The organism is Parahoeflea olei (genome assembly GCF_001703635.1).
Classification (GTDB): Bacteria; Pseudomonadota; Alphaproteobacteria; order Rhizobiales; family Rhizobiaceae; genus Hoeflea; species Hoeflea olei.
Genome location: NZ_LQZT01000042.1, coordinates 138068 through 155078 on the forward strand (window position 1 = coordinate 138068; position 17011 = coordinate 155078).

Genomic DNA, 17011 nt, shown 5'->3' on the forward strand with positions numbered 1-17011 from the left:
CTATGACCCTGAACCTGCACGACATCAGAGCGGAGGCCACCGAACTCCTGGCGACATCGGACTTCGCCGAGGGACTGCAGGAGTTCAAGCAGCTTCTCGCGGTGTACCGCGCCACCTACCTAAAATGGCCAGAACGGCCACCGTTCGTCGATTGGGTCTATGATAACGTTCACTTGACCGCACAGGAGTCATCCCGTGCCGGTCCCATGCGCCTCTCAGTCTACCAGCGCGCGATTGGGAACGCAGTCTTCCATGACCATCACTGCCGACAGGTTACAGTCCTCAAGGGCGTCCAGATCGGCTACTCCAAGCTCCTTCGCGTCATCTTCGCATACTGCGTGGCTGTTCTGGCGAAGCGTATATCCGTGGTCTTTCCGACAGAAGGCGACACGAAACGCTTCTTTGATGACGAAATCGCGTCCCTTTACAGCAGCGTGCGCGCGGTCGCCGACATCATCCGTCAGCCCAAGCGTGGTGAGCCTGCAAGTACTTTGTCAGAACAGCGGTATGCGAACGGGGCGATCGCCTATCTCCGCGCCGCCTTCAACGAAGACAGCCTCCAGTCGTTCACCTCCTGGCTCCAGCTTGCCGACGAGGCCGACCGAGATGGTTGGCAGCCGCGTGGCCATTCCGCAGGCGACAAGGTTTCACAGCTCCGCAACCGCGGTACCGACTTCGTGGACTCGAAGCTGATCATCGGGTCCACGCCAGGCATCCGCGACATCTCGGTCGTGTGGCGGGAATGGCAGACAAGCGACAAACGCAAGCTGTTCATCACCTGCCCCAAGTGCCGGACGACGCAGGAACTGCGGTGGGGGAGCAACAAGACGCGGTACGGATTCCGGTGGGATCTGGATGAGCACGGCCATGTCGAGCGTGCCTACTACAAGTGCGACACCGACCGCGACTGCTTCATTCGGGAGGACGAGAAGGAAGCCATTATCGAAGCCGGTGAGTATCGCCCGACGGCGGTACCGACCCAGCCGGGCAACGTCGGCATCCACGCGCCTTCATGGATATCGATGTCGCCTGGTGCCGCCTGGAAGACGCTTGCACAGCAGTGGCTGGAGGCGCAGGGCGACCCGCAGAAGCTGAAGGAGTTCGTGACCTTCAAGATGGCGGAGCCCTGGGACGACATCGGCCAGGGCATCGACGAACATGCGGTGTCGACCCTGTTCAAGGATTACCCGGAGGAGATCCCCGACGATGTCGTGGTGCTAACAGCAGGAGGCGACACGCAGCGCAACAAGGAGGGCAAGGGCACAGGATTCGAGATCCCGAGCCGTGAATTCTCCGTGGTCGGCTGGACGCGCTACGGACAGATGCGCGTGATCGGCCACTACAAGTTCCTCGGCAAACCCGGAGACGCGTCTTCCGACGAGGAGGTCAGGACCTTCATCCGGAGGAAATGGAAACGGCGCGACGGCCGCACCATGCAGGTCATCGCCACGGCCATGGACTCGAACGGCGGCTTCGCTGACGAGGTGCGCACGTTCGCCGCATCGTTCCGCGGAGAGCGCGTCTGGGCGATCATCGGCGACAACAAGGCCAAGGGAACCCGCAGTACCTACGTCTGGCCAGCGAAGGCGACCACCAACAAGATCAAGCGTACGCAGTTCTACCGTATCGACTCCGGCCTCGCGAAGGACGCGGTCTTCAGGCTCATGCAGCAGGACGGCGACTACGCACCCATGTTCCCGCGCTCGATGCCGCCGGACTACCTTGAGAAGCTCCTTTGCGAGGAGCGGAAGAAGCTCAAGACGGGCGATTACTGGCAGCCGAAGCGCGGGCGCCGCGCGGAAGAGGAATGGGTCTGCCTCGCATACGCCTACGCCGCTCTCAAGGGTCTGCAGCTTTCTGACACCGGGGCGTGGGGCGACTTGAATCTTGCAGCCACTACCCTCGGGATACCGGAGACGATCCACGATCCGGAGACGGGAGAGCTCGGCTATCGCGGCATCGACATGTCGGCACACGCACAAGAGCGTCGTGCGGCTGCCGGTCCGCTTCTAGCCGAACCCGAGAAGCCGAAGCGAGGATCCCCGGCGAAAGCGCAAGCCCCGGAGCAGACGGCTGATCCCCCAGTGGCTCAGGTCGCGCCCAAGCCGACGAAGTCGACCCTCGTCGAGGTGCAACAGCAGCCTCGCAGGGTCATGAAGCAGATTAAAGCGGGATGGCCGCGGAGGTAGCATGAATAGGTTTGGTGAGCTTTGGTCGGCTCTTGAGATCAGGGAAGCGATCCTCGCTCTCGAGCAGGGAATTTCGACAGGAGCCGCGTCGGTATCCACCGCAGGCCCCGGCGGCGGCACCGTCACATGGACGTCGCGCGACAACTACAAAGCAATCTTGTCCGACCTTTATGCCGCCTGGGATCGCAAGAACTCGCCCGACATCCCCGCCGAGCAGCCAGCTCTCCGCCGTATCCGCCAGATCTCGAAGAGGGGCTGGTAACATGGCCGCTCGCACTTCGACCACCAAATTCGCCAAGTCCTCGACAGCCATCTCGACCGTCGCCAAGGCGGTATCTCGCTTCGTCCCGCGCGGCATCGTCCGTCAGTTCCAATCCGATCTCGGCGGAAGCTTCGGGTTCGGCGCCTCGCGCACATATTACGAAGCCGCCAGCAACAGCCCTTCGATCGAGTACGCGCCCGACTACGGCCCCAACGCCGCCAATGGCGAACTCCAGAAGATCCAGCGCCGGTCCCGGTGGACCTTCGCGAATGACGGCTTCTGGGCGAATGCTTGCCGCCAGGTAGCGAACAATGTCGTTGGCTACGGCATCAAGCCGAGGATCAAGGATCCTGTCCTGCGCAAGCTCTGGCGGCGATGGGAACGCGAGGCGGATGCCCGCGGCGTTCTCAATCTGCATCTGATGGCGCATGCGTTGATGTCGACCGAGGCAAGAGACGGCGAGGCCTTCGTCCGCTTCCGTCCGCGGCGCAAGGAAGACATGCGTTCCGGCGTTCCTCTGCAGCTTCAGCCTCTCGAATCCGAATACGTGCCGCCCGAAAAGAACGAGTTGGCTCCGAACGGAAACATCATCATCAGCGGCGTCGAAAAGAACATGATCGACCGCGTGGACGCGTATTGGATGTACGAGTACCACCCGCGCGATTTCGCCCGGATCGACAAGCGGTCGTTCCTGCCGAAAAGGGTTCCCGCCTCTGAAGTGCTGCACCTTTACCGCCCTGACAGGATGGAGGCCATGCGCGGCTTTCCGTGGGGTGCGCCCGCTCTTAACAAATCCGAGAGCCTCAAGACCTACGACGAGGCCGAGTTGGAGCGCAAGAAAGGCCAAGCCATGCACGGCGGATTCATCAAGCCTCCGCTTGGTGAGAACGGCAAGCCAACACTCGGCGTTGACGGTGTCGACAACAATGGCATCGACTTCGCGGGCATGACTCCCGGAACCTGGACCGTGATGGACCCCGGATACGAAGTCGAGTTCTCCCAACCGCAGGGCACCGATCAGAACTACCCGCTCTATCGTCGCGAGGGCATGACCGAGGTCGCAGTCTGCTTCGGCTTGTCGGTCGAACACGTCACGCTCAATTTCGAGAAGCTGAATGACAGGCAGTGGCGCGCCAACAATCTCGAAGTGACCCGCGCTATCGAAGCCAATCAGGAATTGATGATCTCGCAGTTCTACCGCCCGGTCTGGAAGCGCTTCGTAGACGCTTGTTACCTCGCGGATCTGTGGAAGCCGGAGCCGGACAAGACCCTCGACGACTACTACGACGTCGAATTCATGCCGCCCGCACGGGGCCACATACACCCCGTGCAAGAAGTCGCCGCTCTTAAGGAAGCGATCCGCATCGGCGTGATCTCCCGGAAGCGAGTTGCCTCGATGTTTGGCGACGACGTCGAGGACATTGACGAAGAGAACGCTCTCGACCAGCAGCGCGCGATGCGTCTCGGCCTCAAGTACGACGTCTACGGCGGTCTCGAGGGCCTGGATTTCAACGCCATCCTGCAGTCGTCGATGGTCGAGGACGAACTGCAGAATCTCGACGGATCCGGCGCATCGGATCCGGGATCGATCATGTCGGCGGGGTGATCCGAAATCCCGCCGCTGCCAGTCAAAAACTCATGCATATGTCCGTGATTGCGGATTTGCAACAATAGCGAAGTCGCTGAAAGAAAACGGCTATTCTCTGCGGATTTAGGCACAGAAATCGTTGACGGAAGGAACGAGGTCCGGTTCCCTGGGTCCGTACTCAACGGCAAAGGAGTTAGTGCTGTGTACCTCTGCGACTTCATGACCTTCGACGGTCAGCGTTTTTTCATCAGTGCGGACCTCCGCACGACCCGCGTCCGCATCGAGCCCGTTACGAACGAGGCGTTCGAAACTTTCATCCGCGCTATCCTCGCGCCGATTGATGCCGACTCCATCTCGATCGTGGCATCGGAATCGGAGGTGTCGGCATGAAGACGCAGCCCGTCCAGCTCGCCAACGCGGGCATCGTCACGTTCGTCATCAAAAACTTCCTCGAGGCGACGGAGGCAGTCATCCAGTCACTTATGCGCGCCGATCGCATCGATGGACTGGTGTCGCACCCGACCATCGCTATCTACTGCGCGATCGAGGATGGGAACGAACTGCGGTCGAAGATCATGTTCTACGACCGCACGGATGATGCAGCACCCGAGTGGGCCTTCGCGATCTCGATCGACGATGCAATCGGACGTCAGGTGACCGTCGCCGAGTGTATCGGTTTTCTCAAAAGCGATGAGTGGATCAATGCCGTGAAAACCCGCGAGCTGATCAAGCGTCTGATCAAGGCCGCCCGTCCGATCAGCTAACGCCCCGACACCTGAAGCCCCCGCAACCCGGGGGCTTTCATTTTTCTCGTGATGCCGTCTCGAATCTTGCAGACGACCAGGCAACGCTCTCTCCAGACACCGACTGAGAAGAGCGAATGCCATCCAAATCTTCGACATCGAAAGCCAATTGCATGTCCTATTCGGGCACGGTTAAGCGCGCGCTGTCGTCTGCTGACATCTCTTCTGTTCCGGTTTCCGTCAATGCAGAGACTGGCAGCTTTACGGTCGTCATGATCACCGGCACCCCCGTGCGCAGGATGATCGACGACCCCCGCAATCCGGGCCAGAAGGTTCTCGTGGATGAGGTCATCGTCCCAGAAGGCGTGGATCTCTCTCGTGCTCAGGGCATGCCTCTGATCGACGGTCACCGCACGGACGCGGGGATCGGAGCCATTCTTGGCAAGATCGACAACGTCAGACTAGAGGACGGCCAGATCATCGGCGAGGCCATGTTTGCGTCCGATCACGAGTACCGCCTGAAAGACGTTCAGCGCGGCTTCTATCGGCAAGGCTCCATCTGTGCCGACATCCTTGAAGTCGAATGGGTGGATCGCGTTGACGACATTCCGCTCGTCCTGATCACGCGCAGCCTGGCCACCGATTACTCGCTCGTTGCCGTCGGGGCGGATCCGAATTCCATCATCCGCAGCGCGGACACCCCATCGCCACCGAAGGTCACCGTCCGTGCGGCCGAGGCGACAACCCCATCACAGGAGACACCCATGGATCTGGAAGAGATCGTAGCCGCGGCCGAAGCCGCCATCGCAGCCGCAGATGCTGCCGTTGCCGCCGAAGGCACCGCACCTGAACTCGTTGAGCGCGTCCGCGCCCTCCGGACTGCCCGCGCCGCCGAGGACGAAGGTGCCGCGAAGGCTGAGGACGAGAAGACGGATGCCGTCGAACGCGCAGCAGAAGACGGCGAGACCGAAGAGGACAAGGCTGAGACCGAGACCATTCGTACGGTCGCCCGGAGCTACGGCCTCGGAAAGCTCGTCGACGACATGCTCGTGCTCCGGGCGAAGCCTGCGGACCTCCGCAAGGCCGTTCGCAGTGCCATCGCCGAGCGCGGAGCCGTCACGATTTCGGAGACCCCGGTCGTCGTGAAGCCAGTCGCCCAGCGTTCGGCTGAATCCATCAACGCGACCGCCGTCTTCGCCGAGCGAGCAGCCGCCAGAAACAAGCAGCGCTAAGCGCCAACACAGGAGTTTTCTCAATGGCAACAGTACTCACTCAGGGCAAGGTCGATGAGGGATTCCTCATTGGAGAGCTGAACACCCGCATGAGCCGTGAAACCGTCACGCTCGCAGCCGGCACCTACGCATCCGGATCCGTCGTCATCTCTGACGAGGGCGGCAACTACGCCCTGGCAACGCAGGCTCTCGTCGACGCTGATGTTGATGGCGACGCCACCTACGCGATCGTCGCCCGCAACTGCTCCGGTACGGAGGCCTTCCCAGCGGCGGTTATCGCTGACACTGCGGCCGTCAAGGATTCGGAACTCGTTCTTGGATCCGGTCTCACGGTCGCGGAGGTCAAGCCACTTCTCGCCAAGTCCAAGATCAAGGTCCGTAACGCCGTCTAAGCGTTGCGAGAACAAAACACGAACAGGAGTTCAAAATGAATCTCGCAAACGTATTCAAGTCGGACATCTTCAGCTTCACGTCGCTGACGACCGCAATCAACCTGCTGCCTGTCGAGCCGACTTCGGTCGACCTTTTCGCCAACTTCACGGAGTCCGGGGTCAACACCCTGACGGTGATGGTGGAAGAGAAGGACGGTCGCCTCGGTATCGTCAAGTCGGCTCCACGAGGATCTGTCGGTCGCTCGATCTCTTCGAAGAAGCGCCGGGCGCGTTCGTTCGCCGTGCCGCATTACCCGACCTACGATGCGATCCTCGCGTCCGAGGTGCAGGGTGTCCGTCAGTTCGGCTCGAGCGATGCTCTGGAGACGGTCGAGTCCAAGCTCGCCGAGAAGCGCACCGACATGCTGTCCGACCTCAACCGCACCCAGAACTTCGGCAAGTGGGGCGCGATCCAGGGCGTTCTCTATGACGAGGACGGCAGCATCATCTACGATTGGTTTGACGAATTCGGCGTTGATCGCAACGAGTTCACCATCGACCTGTCGGATGCCACGCGGAATCTCCGCGACGAGATGATCAAGGGCAAGCGCCTCCTCGAAAAGGAGACTGCAGGCTACTCGTACACGAAGGTGAAGGTGCCGCTGCCGGCAGCCGTCTTCGACAGGTTTGTAAGCCATCCTTCGCTGAAGGAAGCCTACGACAGGTGGCAGGATGGCGCCTTCCTCCGCGCCGACAACCGCAAGGGCTTCATGATCGCCGACAACATCGAGATCATGAGCGTGGACATCACCGACCTCGGAAACGGACTCACAACTATCCCGGACGACGAAGGCTACATGATCCCTGATGCCGCTGGCCTTCTGAAGGTCAACTTCGCTCCGGCCGACACGCTGGAAGCCGCGAACACGATCGGCCTGCCGTACTACATGGCTTCGGAGCCAATGCCGTTCGGTAAGGGCGTGGAACTGGCCGCAGAGTCCAATTTCTTGGCTTACTGCGAGAAGCCCCGCGCCATCGTCAGAATCCTCTTCTCGTAATCGAGACGAGGCACAGCGCAGCCGGCATCCCTCCTTGTGTCGGCTGCGCACTCTTCCATTCCCATCCACACCGGAGCCGCCCCATGGCCAACACGATCGACTCCCCCGTCTCAGCCCTCGGCGAATCCTTTGACGTCGCTCTGCTCGATTCCGCTCGCGTCTTCGCGATCGAGGTCGCAGCCGACACCACCGCCACCCACACACTCGCAGGCACCACGACCCTCGTGACTATCGCAGTCGGTCTCGATGCAACGGCTGCCGGTCTGACGCTGGTGCGCGGCTCCGCTTACGACGCGGCGAAGGCGTGGCCACTGCTCCCCGGATACCTGCCGTTCGGCGTGCCGGGCGGAAGTCGTGATCTGCATTTCAACGCCACGGCCGACACGGTCGTGTGGGTCATGGAGAACTGATCGATGATGGTTCCTAATTTGACATCGACAGGATCCGGTAGTGGCGTTCCAGGGCCTCGTGGCCCTGCGGGAGCTGACGGCAAGAGCGCGTATGAGGTCGCTGTCGCCGAAGGATTCGTCGGCGACGAGGCGGCTTGGTTGCTCTCCCTAAAAGGAGAACACGGCAATCCGGGTGAGCCGGGCGCCGACGGCAAGAGCGTCGAACTGTCAAAGTCCGACACAGCTATCATCTGGCGGCAGACGGGCGGCGAGTTTGCCGATCTCGTCCAGCTTTCCGAGATTACTGGCCCTCCTGGGTCCGGTGGTGGCGGAGGAGGCACGATAACTAGCGTAAACGGTCAGACTGGTCCTGAGGTCGTTTTGTCGGCTGCCGATGTCGGTGCCGCGAGTGCTGATGACGCGGTGACATACGATGCCGCAGGAAATATCTCCGGGCACTACATTTACGCCGGGCGAATGAGCGACGACGGCAACGGCAACTATATCAGCGACGGCGGTGGCATCGTTATCGGTGGACCGACGGGCGTGCGGTATCGCCATGAAGGATTTTACTCGCATTACGATGAGGGCAGCGTTGCCTCGTATCCAAACGTAGCCAACAGAGCCAACCGACTGGCGCTTTGCCCTTCGGGCGACCCAGCCAACGTGGTCGGCGAGGACACGGCGTCCCTGGCTCTTCAGCATCTAAATGGATCTTATGAGCAGCGCTTTGTGTTGGTCTCGAAGAAGGCGGGCGAATACCGCATCGCTTCGGTGGCAACCGGTGTAGGTACCAACTTTCCCATCACCGTCGCGCCAGGCGACTACAGAGTGCAACGCTGGGAAGTCAATGGGACGACGACTTTCACGTCGGAACCCCTGAATGGCGGAGCCGCACAGAACACTGTCGTCAGTATCAAGAATCCGGCCGTGACCCAGTACATGCGCTTGTTCGGACGGACGTCCGGAGAGTTCGGGATCGAATACGTCAGCGGCGCTGGCAACCTTGAATACCGCTTCAATCAGATCGGCCTTGGTATCGGCGGCATCAACGCCTCACGCCGCGTAAGCGCTCAAGTCACAGAGTCTTCGCTCGGAGCCTATTTTGCGTCGTGCACGGCGGCCGATTACAGCGGCAATGCGGTGCAGGTGGATGTTGGACGTAGCTCGAACCTCGCATACTCATTCTTCTTGGCACGTTCTCAGTCGACGGTTTCACCGGACACGGAATTCAACTTGCGCGGCGACGGTCAGGCTTTTGCCGACCTGACGTGGAATGCCAACGGAGCCGACTACGCGGAACTTTTCGAGTGGTCCGACGGCAACCCGGATGCAGAAGACAGAGTCGGCTACACAGTCGTCCTCGTCGATGACAAGATCCGTCTGGCGGTTCCGGGCGAGGACGCTATCGGCGTAGTTTCCGGAGCGCCATCGGTGCTTGGCAACGCCGCTTGGAATGCATGGCAGGGCAAGTATGTCCGCGATGTTTTCGGACGTGTCGTCAAGGATTCGGACGGGATCCCGACACTCAATCCCGATTTCGATCCAGACCTCGAATACATCCCCCGCGATCAGCGTCCTGAATGGTCTCCGGTGGGCCTGACCGGCCGGCTGCGCATCCGAAAGGGTCAGCCGACGGGGTCTCGCTGGATCAAGCTCGCCGACGTGAGCGAGCACGTCGAGGAGTGGCTCGTCAGATGACCGCCCGCGTCTTCGCCCCCCTCCCACGGATCCTGACCCGCACATTCCGCGAGACCGCTCCTGCTGTGTGGCTCCGGCATCGGGATGATGGATCAACGGCATCGGATGAGCTGGTCGTCCGCTTCCACCAGGCGACGGAAGAGGTCGATGCCGATGGCTTCGTGCAGCAGTCCGGCAAGCCCACCGCCGTCTGCGCGAAGGCTGACGCGCTGCGCCTGGAACCGAGCCGGGCATCTGGCAAAGCGGAGGCGATCTTCCGCAACGACGGCCGCGACGAGCTCATCATCGATGGCCGCTCCTACGATGTCGAATCTTGCAGCCACGACGGTTACGGTCTTCTGACACTGAAGTTGATTGGGTAGCCCGACCGCATGCCGCACGTCCGCACACAGCTCCGAAACGCGATCAAGACACGTCTGTCGACGGTGCCTTCGGTGAAGGGTGCATACAACATGACCCGGCATGCGCGCGACTTCCAGGCCGACAACTATCCGGCCGCTCTGATTGCCGTGACAGAGGCATCGTCGCCGAACCCGGGCGGCTTCATTGGTGAACGCCCCGTCACTCGTCGCTACAAGATCGATATCCAGGTCGGTGTCGAGGAAGACACGGTCGACGCGGAAGACATAATCGATGCGGTCTGCGTCGACGTCGAAAAGGCTCTCACGAAGCCGGATTTCGGGATCGGGAAGGTCGCGAACTGGGCCTATGCCGGGACGAGCGCGATCGATGCGCAACCGACGGCATCCGGGCTCCTGCTCGTCGAGACCGTGACATACACGTGCGAGATCCAGACCCTCGACAGCGCGCCCGACATCAACCTTCACACATGATTCCTGTTAGGAGAACAAAATGGCAACACTTCCTGTACGTCCGCTCACGAGAATGCAAAGGATGATGGGCGGCATCGCACTCTTCCGCCCCGAAAATTCGTCCAAGTGGATCAAAATTGGCCCCGTGGACTCGGTGGAATTCACTCCGAACCTCACCACAGTTGATGTCTATACGAACGAATTTGGTGACCGCAGGTTGCTTCGTAAGATTACGACGACGAAGGAAGGCACTGTCGTCCTGAACGGTATCAGCGCATGGACGGAGTGGCTGTATCAGGCTCTCTTCATGTCGAAGCCCGGGTATCTGACCCAGTCGGCTGTCCCGTCGGACACGCTGATCGTCGAGGATGTCATCGCCGGAGATGTTGTAGAGCTGCCCGGCAAGAAGGGCACTGTAACGGCGGTAACTGACGGCGCAACGGGAGTCTATGTTGAGGACACGCACTACACGTTCCACCCGGCCACGGGCGTGATCGAGTTCCTCGCCATTCCGGCAGGAGCAACCGCCGATGTTGAGATCGAGTATTCGCTTCCCGCGATCACCGAAGCCGACAAGCTGATCGACCTGTCTATCCTTGAGACTTCGGGCACCCGGGGTGAGTTCCGCTACATCGGCCACTGCGCCGACGTGGGTGAGGACATGGACATGAGGCTGTCCGACGTTGAGTTCCAGCCGAACGGAGCCTACTCGGTGGGTGACACCGCCAATAACAACGTGGGGTCACTCACGGGTGCCGTCTATACGACCGCGACCAAGGGCTACGGCTCTCTCCAGGGTCTCGAAACCATCGTCAACGCCTAATCTCTTGGGAGCCGGAGTGATCCGGCTCCTCCCGCCGTCACATGCAGTCAAGGAGGAAACGCATGTCCCAAACCATCCCAGCCCATCTCGATATCCTGTCGCCCGAAGACGTCCTCGCCGCGATCCATCACACAAGCACCACCGTCACCGTTCGCGGGCTGACTTTCGCCGTCCGCGCCCCGACGATCACCGAGATCTGCGAGCTCATGGCACGCTTCCCGGATCTTCTGGAGCTGCTCGACGGCAGCAAGGAAGACGCTGCCGACAAGGGTGACGCTATCCTGCATCTCTGCCGTCGCGCACCTGCCGCCGTGGCTGCGTTCAGCGCATGCGCAATGGATCGCCCTGGCAACATCGAATTCGAGCGAGCGCTGCTGTCGAAGCCGGACGACTTCCGTATCGACCTCGCTGCCGCTGCCGCGGAGGCACTCTTCAGGGAGCATGGGACGCTCCAGAGTTTTTTCGGCAAGACGGTCCAGCGACTTCAGGAACTGGGCCTGACAAACGTGTCCTCGATCATCTTCAGAATCTTGGACTCGATGTCGACGACGGAGCCGGCAGCGCAGTCACAGTCGCCGAAGGCAAAAAGGACAGGTGGACGAAAGGCGGCCTGAACCTCGACGGCGCGCTCGTCCGCATCGTCAAGCTGGCCGTCGAGTTTGAGTGCCGTACTGGTCGCCATGCGGGGGATCTGACGCTCGGCCAGCTCGCCGCACGAACGGCGACGCTCCGGGAGCTGGACAAGCTGAAGACGTTTGAAATGGCGAAGGCGGTCGCCGTCGCGATGTCTGGAGACGAGAAGGCCTGGAATGCACTGACTGAGTAAGCGAGACAACGAATGGCAACGACGCCTGAAATCAAAACCAGATTCACCCTCGACGGCCTCCGCCAGGCCTCGACGGGTCTGCGTGCCGTTGGCCGCACCGTTCTCGATGTCTTCGAAGGCATCCGCAAGTCCGGCGGAGGCTCCCTGACGCCGCTCGATGCCGGGCTGAAGAGCGCGGAAAAAGAGAGCAACGAGCTATCCAAGGCTCTCAAGAAGACCGAAAAAGACGCGGATTCGCTCACGAAGTCCATCTCGAAGATGGGGTCGAAGGGAACATGGGGCGGCCTCAAGACTGGTGCCCTCGGTGCCGGCGCGGCATTCGTCGGTTTGAAAGCAAAAGTATCCTCCGTATCCGCTGCCGCGATCCAGGCCGCGAAGGACTCTGCAGCCTCTTTGAAGTCGATTTCGATCGACGCACAGCGCATCGGCGGCTCCACCGAAGACGTTGCCGTGCTCGGCTACGCCGCAGAGCTGACAGGCACCGACAGAGACGAGCTGATCACCCAGATCGCGACCATCAGCAACGAGTTCCTGAGTTTGCAGGACAACATAAAGAAGTCGAAAGAGACGTATACCGACTTTCTCACGGACACCCGTACTGACATCGCTGCCGCAAAGCGCGCGAAAGACCTCGAGAAGCTAAACGAGATCCAGAAAAACTTTCGGGAAGCTGAACTTGAAGCGCGAAAGAGCTCGGTTTCCGACATCGACGACCGCATAAAACAGATCCAGAACGTATTGCATTACGGAATTTTTGCTGGCGATTACTACAAAGCGCTTCGGCCCGGCTCTCTGCCAGAGGAGCACGGCAAAGCGACGACCCGGAATTCGGGCCCCGCTATAGCTATGCTTCGAAAAGAGATGCGGGAACTCCAGAAAGCGCGTGACGAATTTTGGTCTACGCAGTCTCCGCAAGCTCAGGCTCTACATGAGCTTGAGAAGTACGGCGTTGACCTGGCGCGGGCATCGCAGGGTGGCGTCGAAGGACTCCTCGAAATTTCTGACGCTTTCCAAAAAGTCGAGAACCCGAGCCAACGCGCCCGGATAGCGATGCGCCTTTTTGGCGAAGACGCTGGTGTAAAACTCATTCCGCTGCTTAACGGCGGTCGGGAAGCCATCGAGCGGTACCATCGAGTCCTTGAGGCTTCGGGAGCCATCGCGACACCGCAGGACATCGCGAACGCGGAAGAGTATTCGCGCGCGATCTTGAACCTTAAGGCCGCATGGTCCGGTACTGGATTGACAGTCAGCCGCACCCTGGTGCCGGACCTCACGCGGTCATCTGTGGAGCTGACCACGTGGCTGATAAAGAGCCGGGAGAAGATCGCGAAGGCTGCCGTTGATGCATTCAACGACACCCGCGTGTTTGCGAAGGACGCGTTCTCCTTGGTTTCGGGCAACGGAGATGCAATCCAGACAAGGTGGCTCGACATTACCGTACGAAAGGTCCTCGACCTCCGGGCGGTCGTCGCTGATGTGCGGCGTCAGATCGCGCTGCTCTGGGAGGGACAGGACACGGATTACAAATGGATCAACGCGATCCTGCATGGCCTCGCCAGCGTCAAGGCATTCGTAGTCGATGTTCGGGAGCAGGTCGCGCTGCTGTGGGAGGGCAAGAACTCGGACTACGCGTGGGTGAATTCGCTCCGGGCCCTGTTCAGCCAGGTGAAAGCGTTCGCCCTTGATGCCTGGGCAGTCGTTTCCGGCGGCAAAGCGACCGATTTCACCTGGCTGAACAGGGCCCGCGATCAGGTTGTTGCGTTCGCCAAGCGCTTCCAGGATGCCTTCGAGATGTTGCGAGGTGTCGTCCGGAAGCTCAGCGACACATTCAAGACAGTGCTGGACTATCTGGGTACCGACATCGCGACCCTAGGCCTCTTCCTGGGACTCACGCGCCTTGTTGGACTTCTGCCTATTCTGACCGGAGCAGCCGGACTGCTCTTCAAAGCGCTCGGGAAGGCCTTTGCGCTCGCCGGGGCGACGGCTGGAGCAGTCGGCGCCGTTGGTGGCGCTGCCGGATCCGCTGCCGGAGCCGCGGGGGCGGCAGGTGCGACAGCGGCAGGACTGCGTGTTGCAGTGGCAGGCGTGACTACGGCGATCGGCACGTTGACATCGGCTGCGGTGGTACTCGGAACCACACTTGCGGCCGCATTCATGCTCGGTCAGCAGGCCGCCAAGGTTTTTATGGCGGACACCTTGGCAGCGCACGACAAGGTCATTGAAGGACAGACCGCCCTGATCCGTGCGAACGACGAATCCTACATGAAGGACTTCCTGAACCGCCGAGATGAGACGAGCCGAGATCGCAGGACCGCCTATTGGAAGAAGCAGGGCACCCTGCAGGGTGGCTGGCAGGGCATGTCTGCCGCCGAGCGCGCCGCCGCCAACCTAGCTAGAAGCAACGAGTTCATGGGCTGGAGGGCGGACTACAAGCCAGAAGAAGGTTACGGCTACTCCGGCGACGGTCGCGGAATGTCGCATCCAGTTCCGGTGACGAAACGCGTTGCCGTCGACCTGAATGTTGCAGGCCGCACGACTACCCTTGAGGGCGATGAAGTTTCGGCGATGCAGCTCGCTCGCACCCTCGAGCAGGCGACACGGGGATGGTAATGGCTCAATACGAAGGACACACCAAGCTTCTCTGTCCGGCTCTCGGGATAGGATGGCAGACGGCACTCAACCTGAGTGTGGAGCTGTCGCCGATCTCCGGATCCGCCGCTATCGAGCGCGATTGGAACGGGAGGGCAGTCAACCTGGCCGACCCAATGTTCCGCCTGTACGCCATCAGGCTCTCGAGCGGTGCCGACGACATGCGGCCGCCCGCGCTGGCGAACATGTGGCCGGGCGAGACCTTCACGATCGTCCCTCCGGGCGAGGTCTGCGTGGTCATCCCGGCGGGCGGCAGCACCGCTATTTTCCCGCGCACGATCCACTCGGCCCGCGCGCTGACGCTCGGCTTCGATGACATCGCGCATTCCTTCGCCGCGAAAACTGTCACCCTGTCGGCTCCAGCCACGGAAGCGGTGCGTGTCTACGCCCGCCTTGAACACGAGGTTATGGTCGTAGAGCCGTGGCGGCAGTCCTTCCAGGAAGCGGAGGCGGCTTATTCGTGGCAGCTCGCCACCGAGGAAGTGGGAGGGATCCTCTGATGAAGCGCCTCCAGTTCATCCCGTCCCATGATGCCCCTTTCAATCCGTCAGCCACCGATGGCGATGCGTTCACTGTGCTCTCGGCCGTGGTCACCGAGCAGCGCGTCGGCCGCAAGGTCGAACCCTCCTTTCGCGTCGTGATCGCCAACCCTGGAGCCGCGGGGTGGATGCCGGCAGCTTTGAAATACGCGGATCTCTGGGAGCAGCGGGACGAAGATCCGGGTCCGGTGCTGATCGCACGCGGGCGCCTTGTACCGCTCCCGACGGACATGGCAGAGGCCACGCTCGAGCTTACGTTCCGGTGTCTGCCTCCCGACAGCGACGACGTTCTGACTTCCGCCGCCGACGCACTACGGATCGGCGAGGATTTCGACTACGATCCCGATGCGGATCCCGCTGACCGTTTGGATGCCGAATACTACGACCCGCTCTTCTTCAGTGCAGATGCCTCCGACGATCCCGATACGGCCCTTGTCGCTCGCCCGGAGATCTGGAGATGGGATCGCGCGTCTCTTCAGCTCGGCCGCACGCACCTCGTCGAGAGTGACGTCGTGCATGACATCGGCTATCAGTCTGTCGGCGCGGCTCCGTCGCTATCTGTCACGAATCCCCCGAAGCCGATCAGCATGTTGCGCATAATCGCGAGCTGGACGCAGGCCGCGAAGGGACGGCAGACGGTGTCGGAGCCGGATGCGGTTTCCACGTTCACCTCCGACGACTTCATCAGCTCGTTTCCTCAGCCCGGTGCGTCGATCGGTGCCAACACCGGGTGGACGCTCGCGGAAGCGAAGGTCGAGAACGTCGTGAACAATCTGTCCAACTGGCTGACGATCTCTGGAGCGAAATTCGGCAACGCATCGGGTGGTCAGGTGGAGTTGCTGTCGAAAACAGTGCATTTCCGCCTGACGGCTGCCTACGACTATTCCCAGCAAAGACAGGAAATCCTTACTCTGGTCATGCCGTCCGGGCTTCAGGACTTGCCGGACGAAGACGACCAGCGCGAGCTCATCGAATCCCCGATCACCCTGGGGCCGCTCAACATCGATTCTTCGACGAAGGAGTGGCTCTACGAAGATCCGGAGACGCTCGAGGTCATCCAGTACGTCGTCGGTGATGAGGTTCTGGCTGCCGGAAAGGCGTGGACGTGCGCGACCGATCATGAAGCGACTGAGGATTTCAGGGTAAGGGAATACGACGGCGGGCCAATCCTCTGGATACAGCGCGAAAAGCGCGCGCCGATGCGCGACAGCCGGAACTCCCGGTTCCTCGACCTGCCACGCGGCATCCGAGCCGTCCGCCATGCCGTCCTCCGACTCGATCGAGCTGTTATGGAGCGTCGCCAGTGCGCCGAAATCACTTTCGAGGTGCCATGGATGCTCGGCAGAGGGATCACGACGGCGCACTCCTGCCGGATCGCCCATCCGAAGCTGCCGGGGGTCGAGGTCACCGGAAAGGTTACGGCGGTCGATCTCAACATCGAACGCGGCGGCAGGCGGTCGGCCAAGATCACCATCGTAGCCATTCCAGGTTCTGGATCGATCGCACCAACTCCTGGACCCGACGAATTTCAGACCGGCGACATCGTGTATTCAACCAGCTACCGGCAGCCGCAGGTTCCGGTCAACGCGTTCGCCCTCGCATCTGTGCCGCCGCGAGTCTATGCCGTCGAAAACGCGGCCGGGGAACAACTCGCCGCCGCCATGGGTTCGGGCGATCCCGTGGGCACTATCGGAACGATGCCGACGAGGCTCCGCATAGCGATGCCTGCACTCCGGGAAGAGGACCTCCTGACACGCCGGATGTCGGTGACGTGTCTGCCGCCAGCGTTGCCGCGCCAGATCAACTTGCGGCCGGACATGGGAGCGTAA

The 17011-nt window shown here is 61.2% G+C and carries 17 protein-coding genes; all 17 read left to right on the plus strand.

All coding sequences use genetic code 11. The features are described from left to right. Nucleotides 1-2: 2 nt before the first annotated feature. The 17 genes from AWJ14_RS17435 (at nucleotide 3) to AWJ14_RS17515 (ending at nucleotide 17011) form a co-directional block, all read left to right on the plus strand. Entirely contained in the window at nucleotides 3-2189 is a 2187-nt protein-coding gene (locus AWJ14_RS17435; protein WP_066182171.1) for a terminase gpA endonuclease subunit, read from the plus strand. Nucleotide 2190: 1 nt separating this feature from the next. Then, nucleotides 2191-2451 carry a hypothetical protein gene (locus AWJ14_RS22450; protein WP_066182174.1) on the plus strand — a complete coding sequence of 87 codons (261 nt, stop codon included), beginning with the start codon at nucleotides 2191-2193 and terminating at the stop codon, nucleotides 2449-2451. A gap of 1 nt (nucleotide 2452) precedes the next feature. Beyond that, entirely contained in the window at nucleotides 2453-4057 is a 1605-nt protein-coding gene (locus tag AWJ14_RS17445; RefSeq protein ID WP_066182178.1) for a phage portal protein, read from the plus strand. A 183-nt stretch (nucleotides 4058-4240) separates the two neighbouring features. After that, a complete protein-coding gene (locus AWJ14_RS17450; RefSeq protein WP_066182181.1) occupies nucleotides 4241-4429 on the plus strand; it encodes a hypothetical protein in 189 nt (62 codons plus the stop codon). Further along, a complete protein-coding gene (locus AWJ14_RS17455) occupies nucleotides 4426-4803 on the plus strand; it encodes a hypothetical protein (RefSeq protein WP_066182184.1) in 378 nt (125 codons plus the stop codon). Before AWJ14_RS17450 ends, AWJ14_RS17455 begins: the two co-directional genes overlap by 4 nt. A 152-nt stretch (nucleotides 4804-4955) precedes the next feature. Next, nucleotides 4956-6014 (plus strand): hypothetical protein, encoded by a 1059-nt coding sequence (locus AWJ14_RS17460; RefSeq protein WP_066182186.1) that lies wholly within the window; start codon nucleotides 4956-4958, stop codon nucleotides 6012-6014. 23 nt (nucleotides 6015-6037) lie between these two features. Then, nucleotides 6038-6406 carry a head decoration protein gene (locus AWJ14_RS17465; RefSeq protein WP_066182188.1) on the plus strand — a complete coding sequence of 123 codons (369 nt, stop codon included), beginning with the start codon at nucleotides 6038-6040 and terminating at the stop codon, nucleotides 6404-6406. Nucleotides 6407-6441: 35 nt separating this feature from the next. Continuing rightward, the gene (locus AWJ14_RS17470) at nucleotides 6442-7443 is read left to right on the plus strand and encodes a major capsid protein (protein WP_066182191.1); all 1002 of its coding nucleotides are present in this window, start codon (nucleotides 6442-6444) and stop codon (nucleotides 7441-7443) included. An 83-nt stretch (nucleotides 7444-7526) separates the two neighbouring features. Then, entirely contained in the window at nucleotides 7527-7853 is a 327-nt protein-coding gene (locus tag AWJ14_RS17475) for a hypothetical protein (protein ID WP_066182193.1), read from the plus strand. Between the two features lie 3 nt (nucleotides 7854-7856). Next, nucleotides 7857-9533 (plus strand): peptidase G2 autoproteolytic cleavage domain-containing protein, encoded by a 1677-nt coding sequence (locus tag AWJ14_RS17480; RefSeq protein WP_083220337.1) that lies wholly within the window; start codon nucleotides 7857-7859, stop codon nucleotides 9531-9533. Continuing rightward, nucleotides 9530-9895: a head-tail joining protein gene (locus AWJ14_RS17485; RefSeq protein ID WP_066182199.1), complete on the plus strand. Its 366-nt coding sequence runs from the start codon at nucleotides 9530-9532 to the stop codon at nucleotides 9893-9895. The genes AWJ14_RS17480 and AWJ14_RS17485 overlap by 4 nt, the downstream gene beginning before the upstream one ends. Before the next feature lie 9 nt (nucleotides 9896-9904). Next, a complete protein-coding gene (locus AWJ14_RS17490) occupies nucleotides 9905-10366 on the plus strand; it encodes a hypothetical protein (protein WP_066182201.1) in 462 nt (153 codons plus the stop codon). A gap of 19 nt (nucleotides 10367-10385) precedes the next feature. Further along, the gene (locus tag AWJ14_RS17495; RefSeq protein WP_066182204.1) at nucleotides 10386-11168 is read left to right on the plus strand and encodes a hypothetical protein; all 783 of its coding nucleotides are present in this window, start codon (nucleotides 10386-10388) and stop codon (nucleotides 11166-11168) included. A gap of 62 nt (nucleotides 11169-11230) precedes the next feature. Beyond that, the gene (locus tag AWJ14_RS17500) at nucleotides 11231-11782 is read left to right on the plus strand and encodes a hypothetical protein (protein WP_066182208.1); all 552 of its coding nucleotides are present in this window, start codon (nucleotides 11231-11233) and stop codon (nucleotides 11780-11782) included. Nucleotides 11783-12006: 224 nt separating this feature from the next. Further along, complete coding sequence (locus tag AWJ14_RS22455; RefSeq protein WP_066182211.1) at nucleotides 12007-14604, plus strand: hypothetical protein; 2598 nt, start codon at nucleotides 12007-12009, stop codon at nucleotides 14602-14604. Next, the gene (locus AWJ14_RS17510) at nucleotides 14604-15143 is read left to right on the plus strand and encodes a hypothetical protein (RefSeq protein WP_139112688.1); all 540 of its coding nucleotides are present in this window, start codon (nucleotides 14604-14606) and stop codon (nucleotides 15141-15143) included. The genes AWJ14_RS22455 and AWJ14_RS17510 overlap by 1 nt, the downstream gene beginning before the upstream one ends. After that, nucleotides 15143-17011, plus strand: a complete 1869-nt coding sequence (locus tag AWJ14_RS17515; protein ID WP_066182216.1) for a hypothetical protein — start codon at nucleotides 15143-15145, stop codon at nucleotides 17009-17011. The genes AWJ14_RS17510 and AWJ14_RS17515 overlap by 1 nt, the downstream gene beginning before the upstream one ends.

Excerpts from the sequence above, each read along its gene's own strand:
- AWJ14_RS17435 (WP_066182171.1), top strand. The coding sequence starts at position 3 with ATGACCCTGAACCTGCACGACATCAGAGCGGAGGCCACCGAACTCCTG.
- AWJ14_RS22450 (WP_066182174.1), top strand. The coding sequence starts at position 2,191 with ATGAATAGGTTTGGTGAGCTTTGGTCGGCTCTTGAGATCAGGGAAGCG.
- AWJ14_RS17445 (WP_066182178.1), top strand. The coding sequence starts at position 2,453 with ATGGCCGCTCGCACTTCGACCACCAAATTCGCCAAGTCCTCGACAGCC.
- AWJ14_RS17455 (WP_066182184.1), top strand. The coding sequence starts at position 4,426 with ATGAAGACGCAGCCCGTCCAGCTCGCCAACGCGGGCATCGTCACGTTC.
- AWJ14_RS17460 (WP_066182186.1), top strand. The coding sequence starts at position 4,956 with ATGTCCTATTCGGGCACGGTTAAGCGCGCGCTGTCGTCTGCTGACATC.
- AWJ14_RS17465 (WP_066182188.1), top strand. The coding sequence starts at position 6,038 with ATGGCAACAGTACTCACTCAGGGCAAGGTCGATGAGGGATTCCTCATT.
- AWJ14_RS17470 (WP_066182191.1), top strand. The coding sequence starts at position 6,442 with ATGAATCTCGCAAACGTATTCAAGTCGGACATCTTCAGCTTCACGTCG.
- AWJ14_RS17475 (WP_066182193.1), top strand. The coding sequence starts at position 7,527 with ATGGCCAACACGATCGACTCCCCCGTCTCAGCCCTCGGCGAATCCTTT.
- AWJ14_RS17480 (WP_083220337.1), top strand. The coding sequence starts at position 7,857 with ATGATGGTTCCTAATTTGACATCGACAGGATCCGGTAGTGGCGTTCCA.
- AWJ14_RS17485 (WP_066182199.1), top strand. The coding sequence starts at position 9,530 with ATGACCGCCCGCGTCTTCGCCCCCCTCCCACGGATCCTGACCCGCACA.
- AWJ14_RS17490 (WP_066182201.1), top strand. The coding sequence starts at position 9,905 with ATGCCGCACGTCCGCACACAGCTCCGAAACGCGATCAAGACACGTCTG.
- AWJ14_RS17495 (WP_066182204.1), top strand. The coding sequence starts at position 10,386 with ATGGCAACACTTCCTGTACGTCCGCTCACGAGAATGCAAAGGATGATG.
- AWJ14_RS17500 (WP_066182208.1), top strand. The coding sequence starts at position 11,231 with ATGTCCCAAACCATCCCAGCCCATCTCGATATCCTGTCGCCCGAAGAC.
- AWJ14_RS22455 (WP_066182211.1), top strand. The coding sequence starts at position 12,007 with ATGGCAACGACGCCTGAAATCAAAACCAGATTCACCCTCGACGGCCTC.
- AWJ14_RS17510 (WP_139112688.1), top strand. The coding sequence starts at position 14,604 with ATGGCTCAATACGAAGGACACACCAAGCTTCTCTGTCCGGCTCTCGGG.
- AWJ14_RS17515 (WP_066182216.1), top strand. The coding sequence starts at position 15,143 with ATGAAGCGCCTCCAGTTCATCCCGTCCCATGATGCCCCTTTCAATCCG.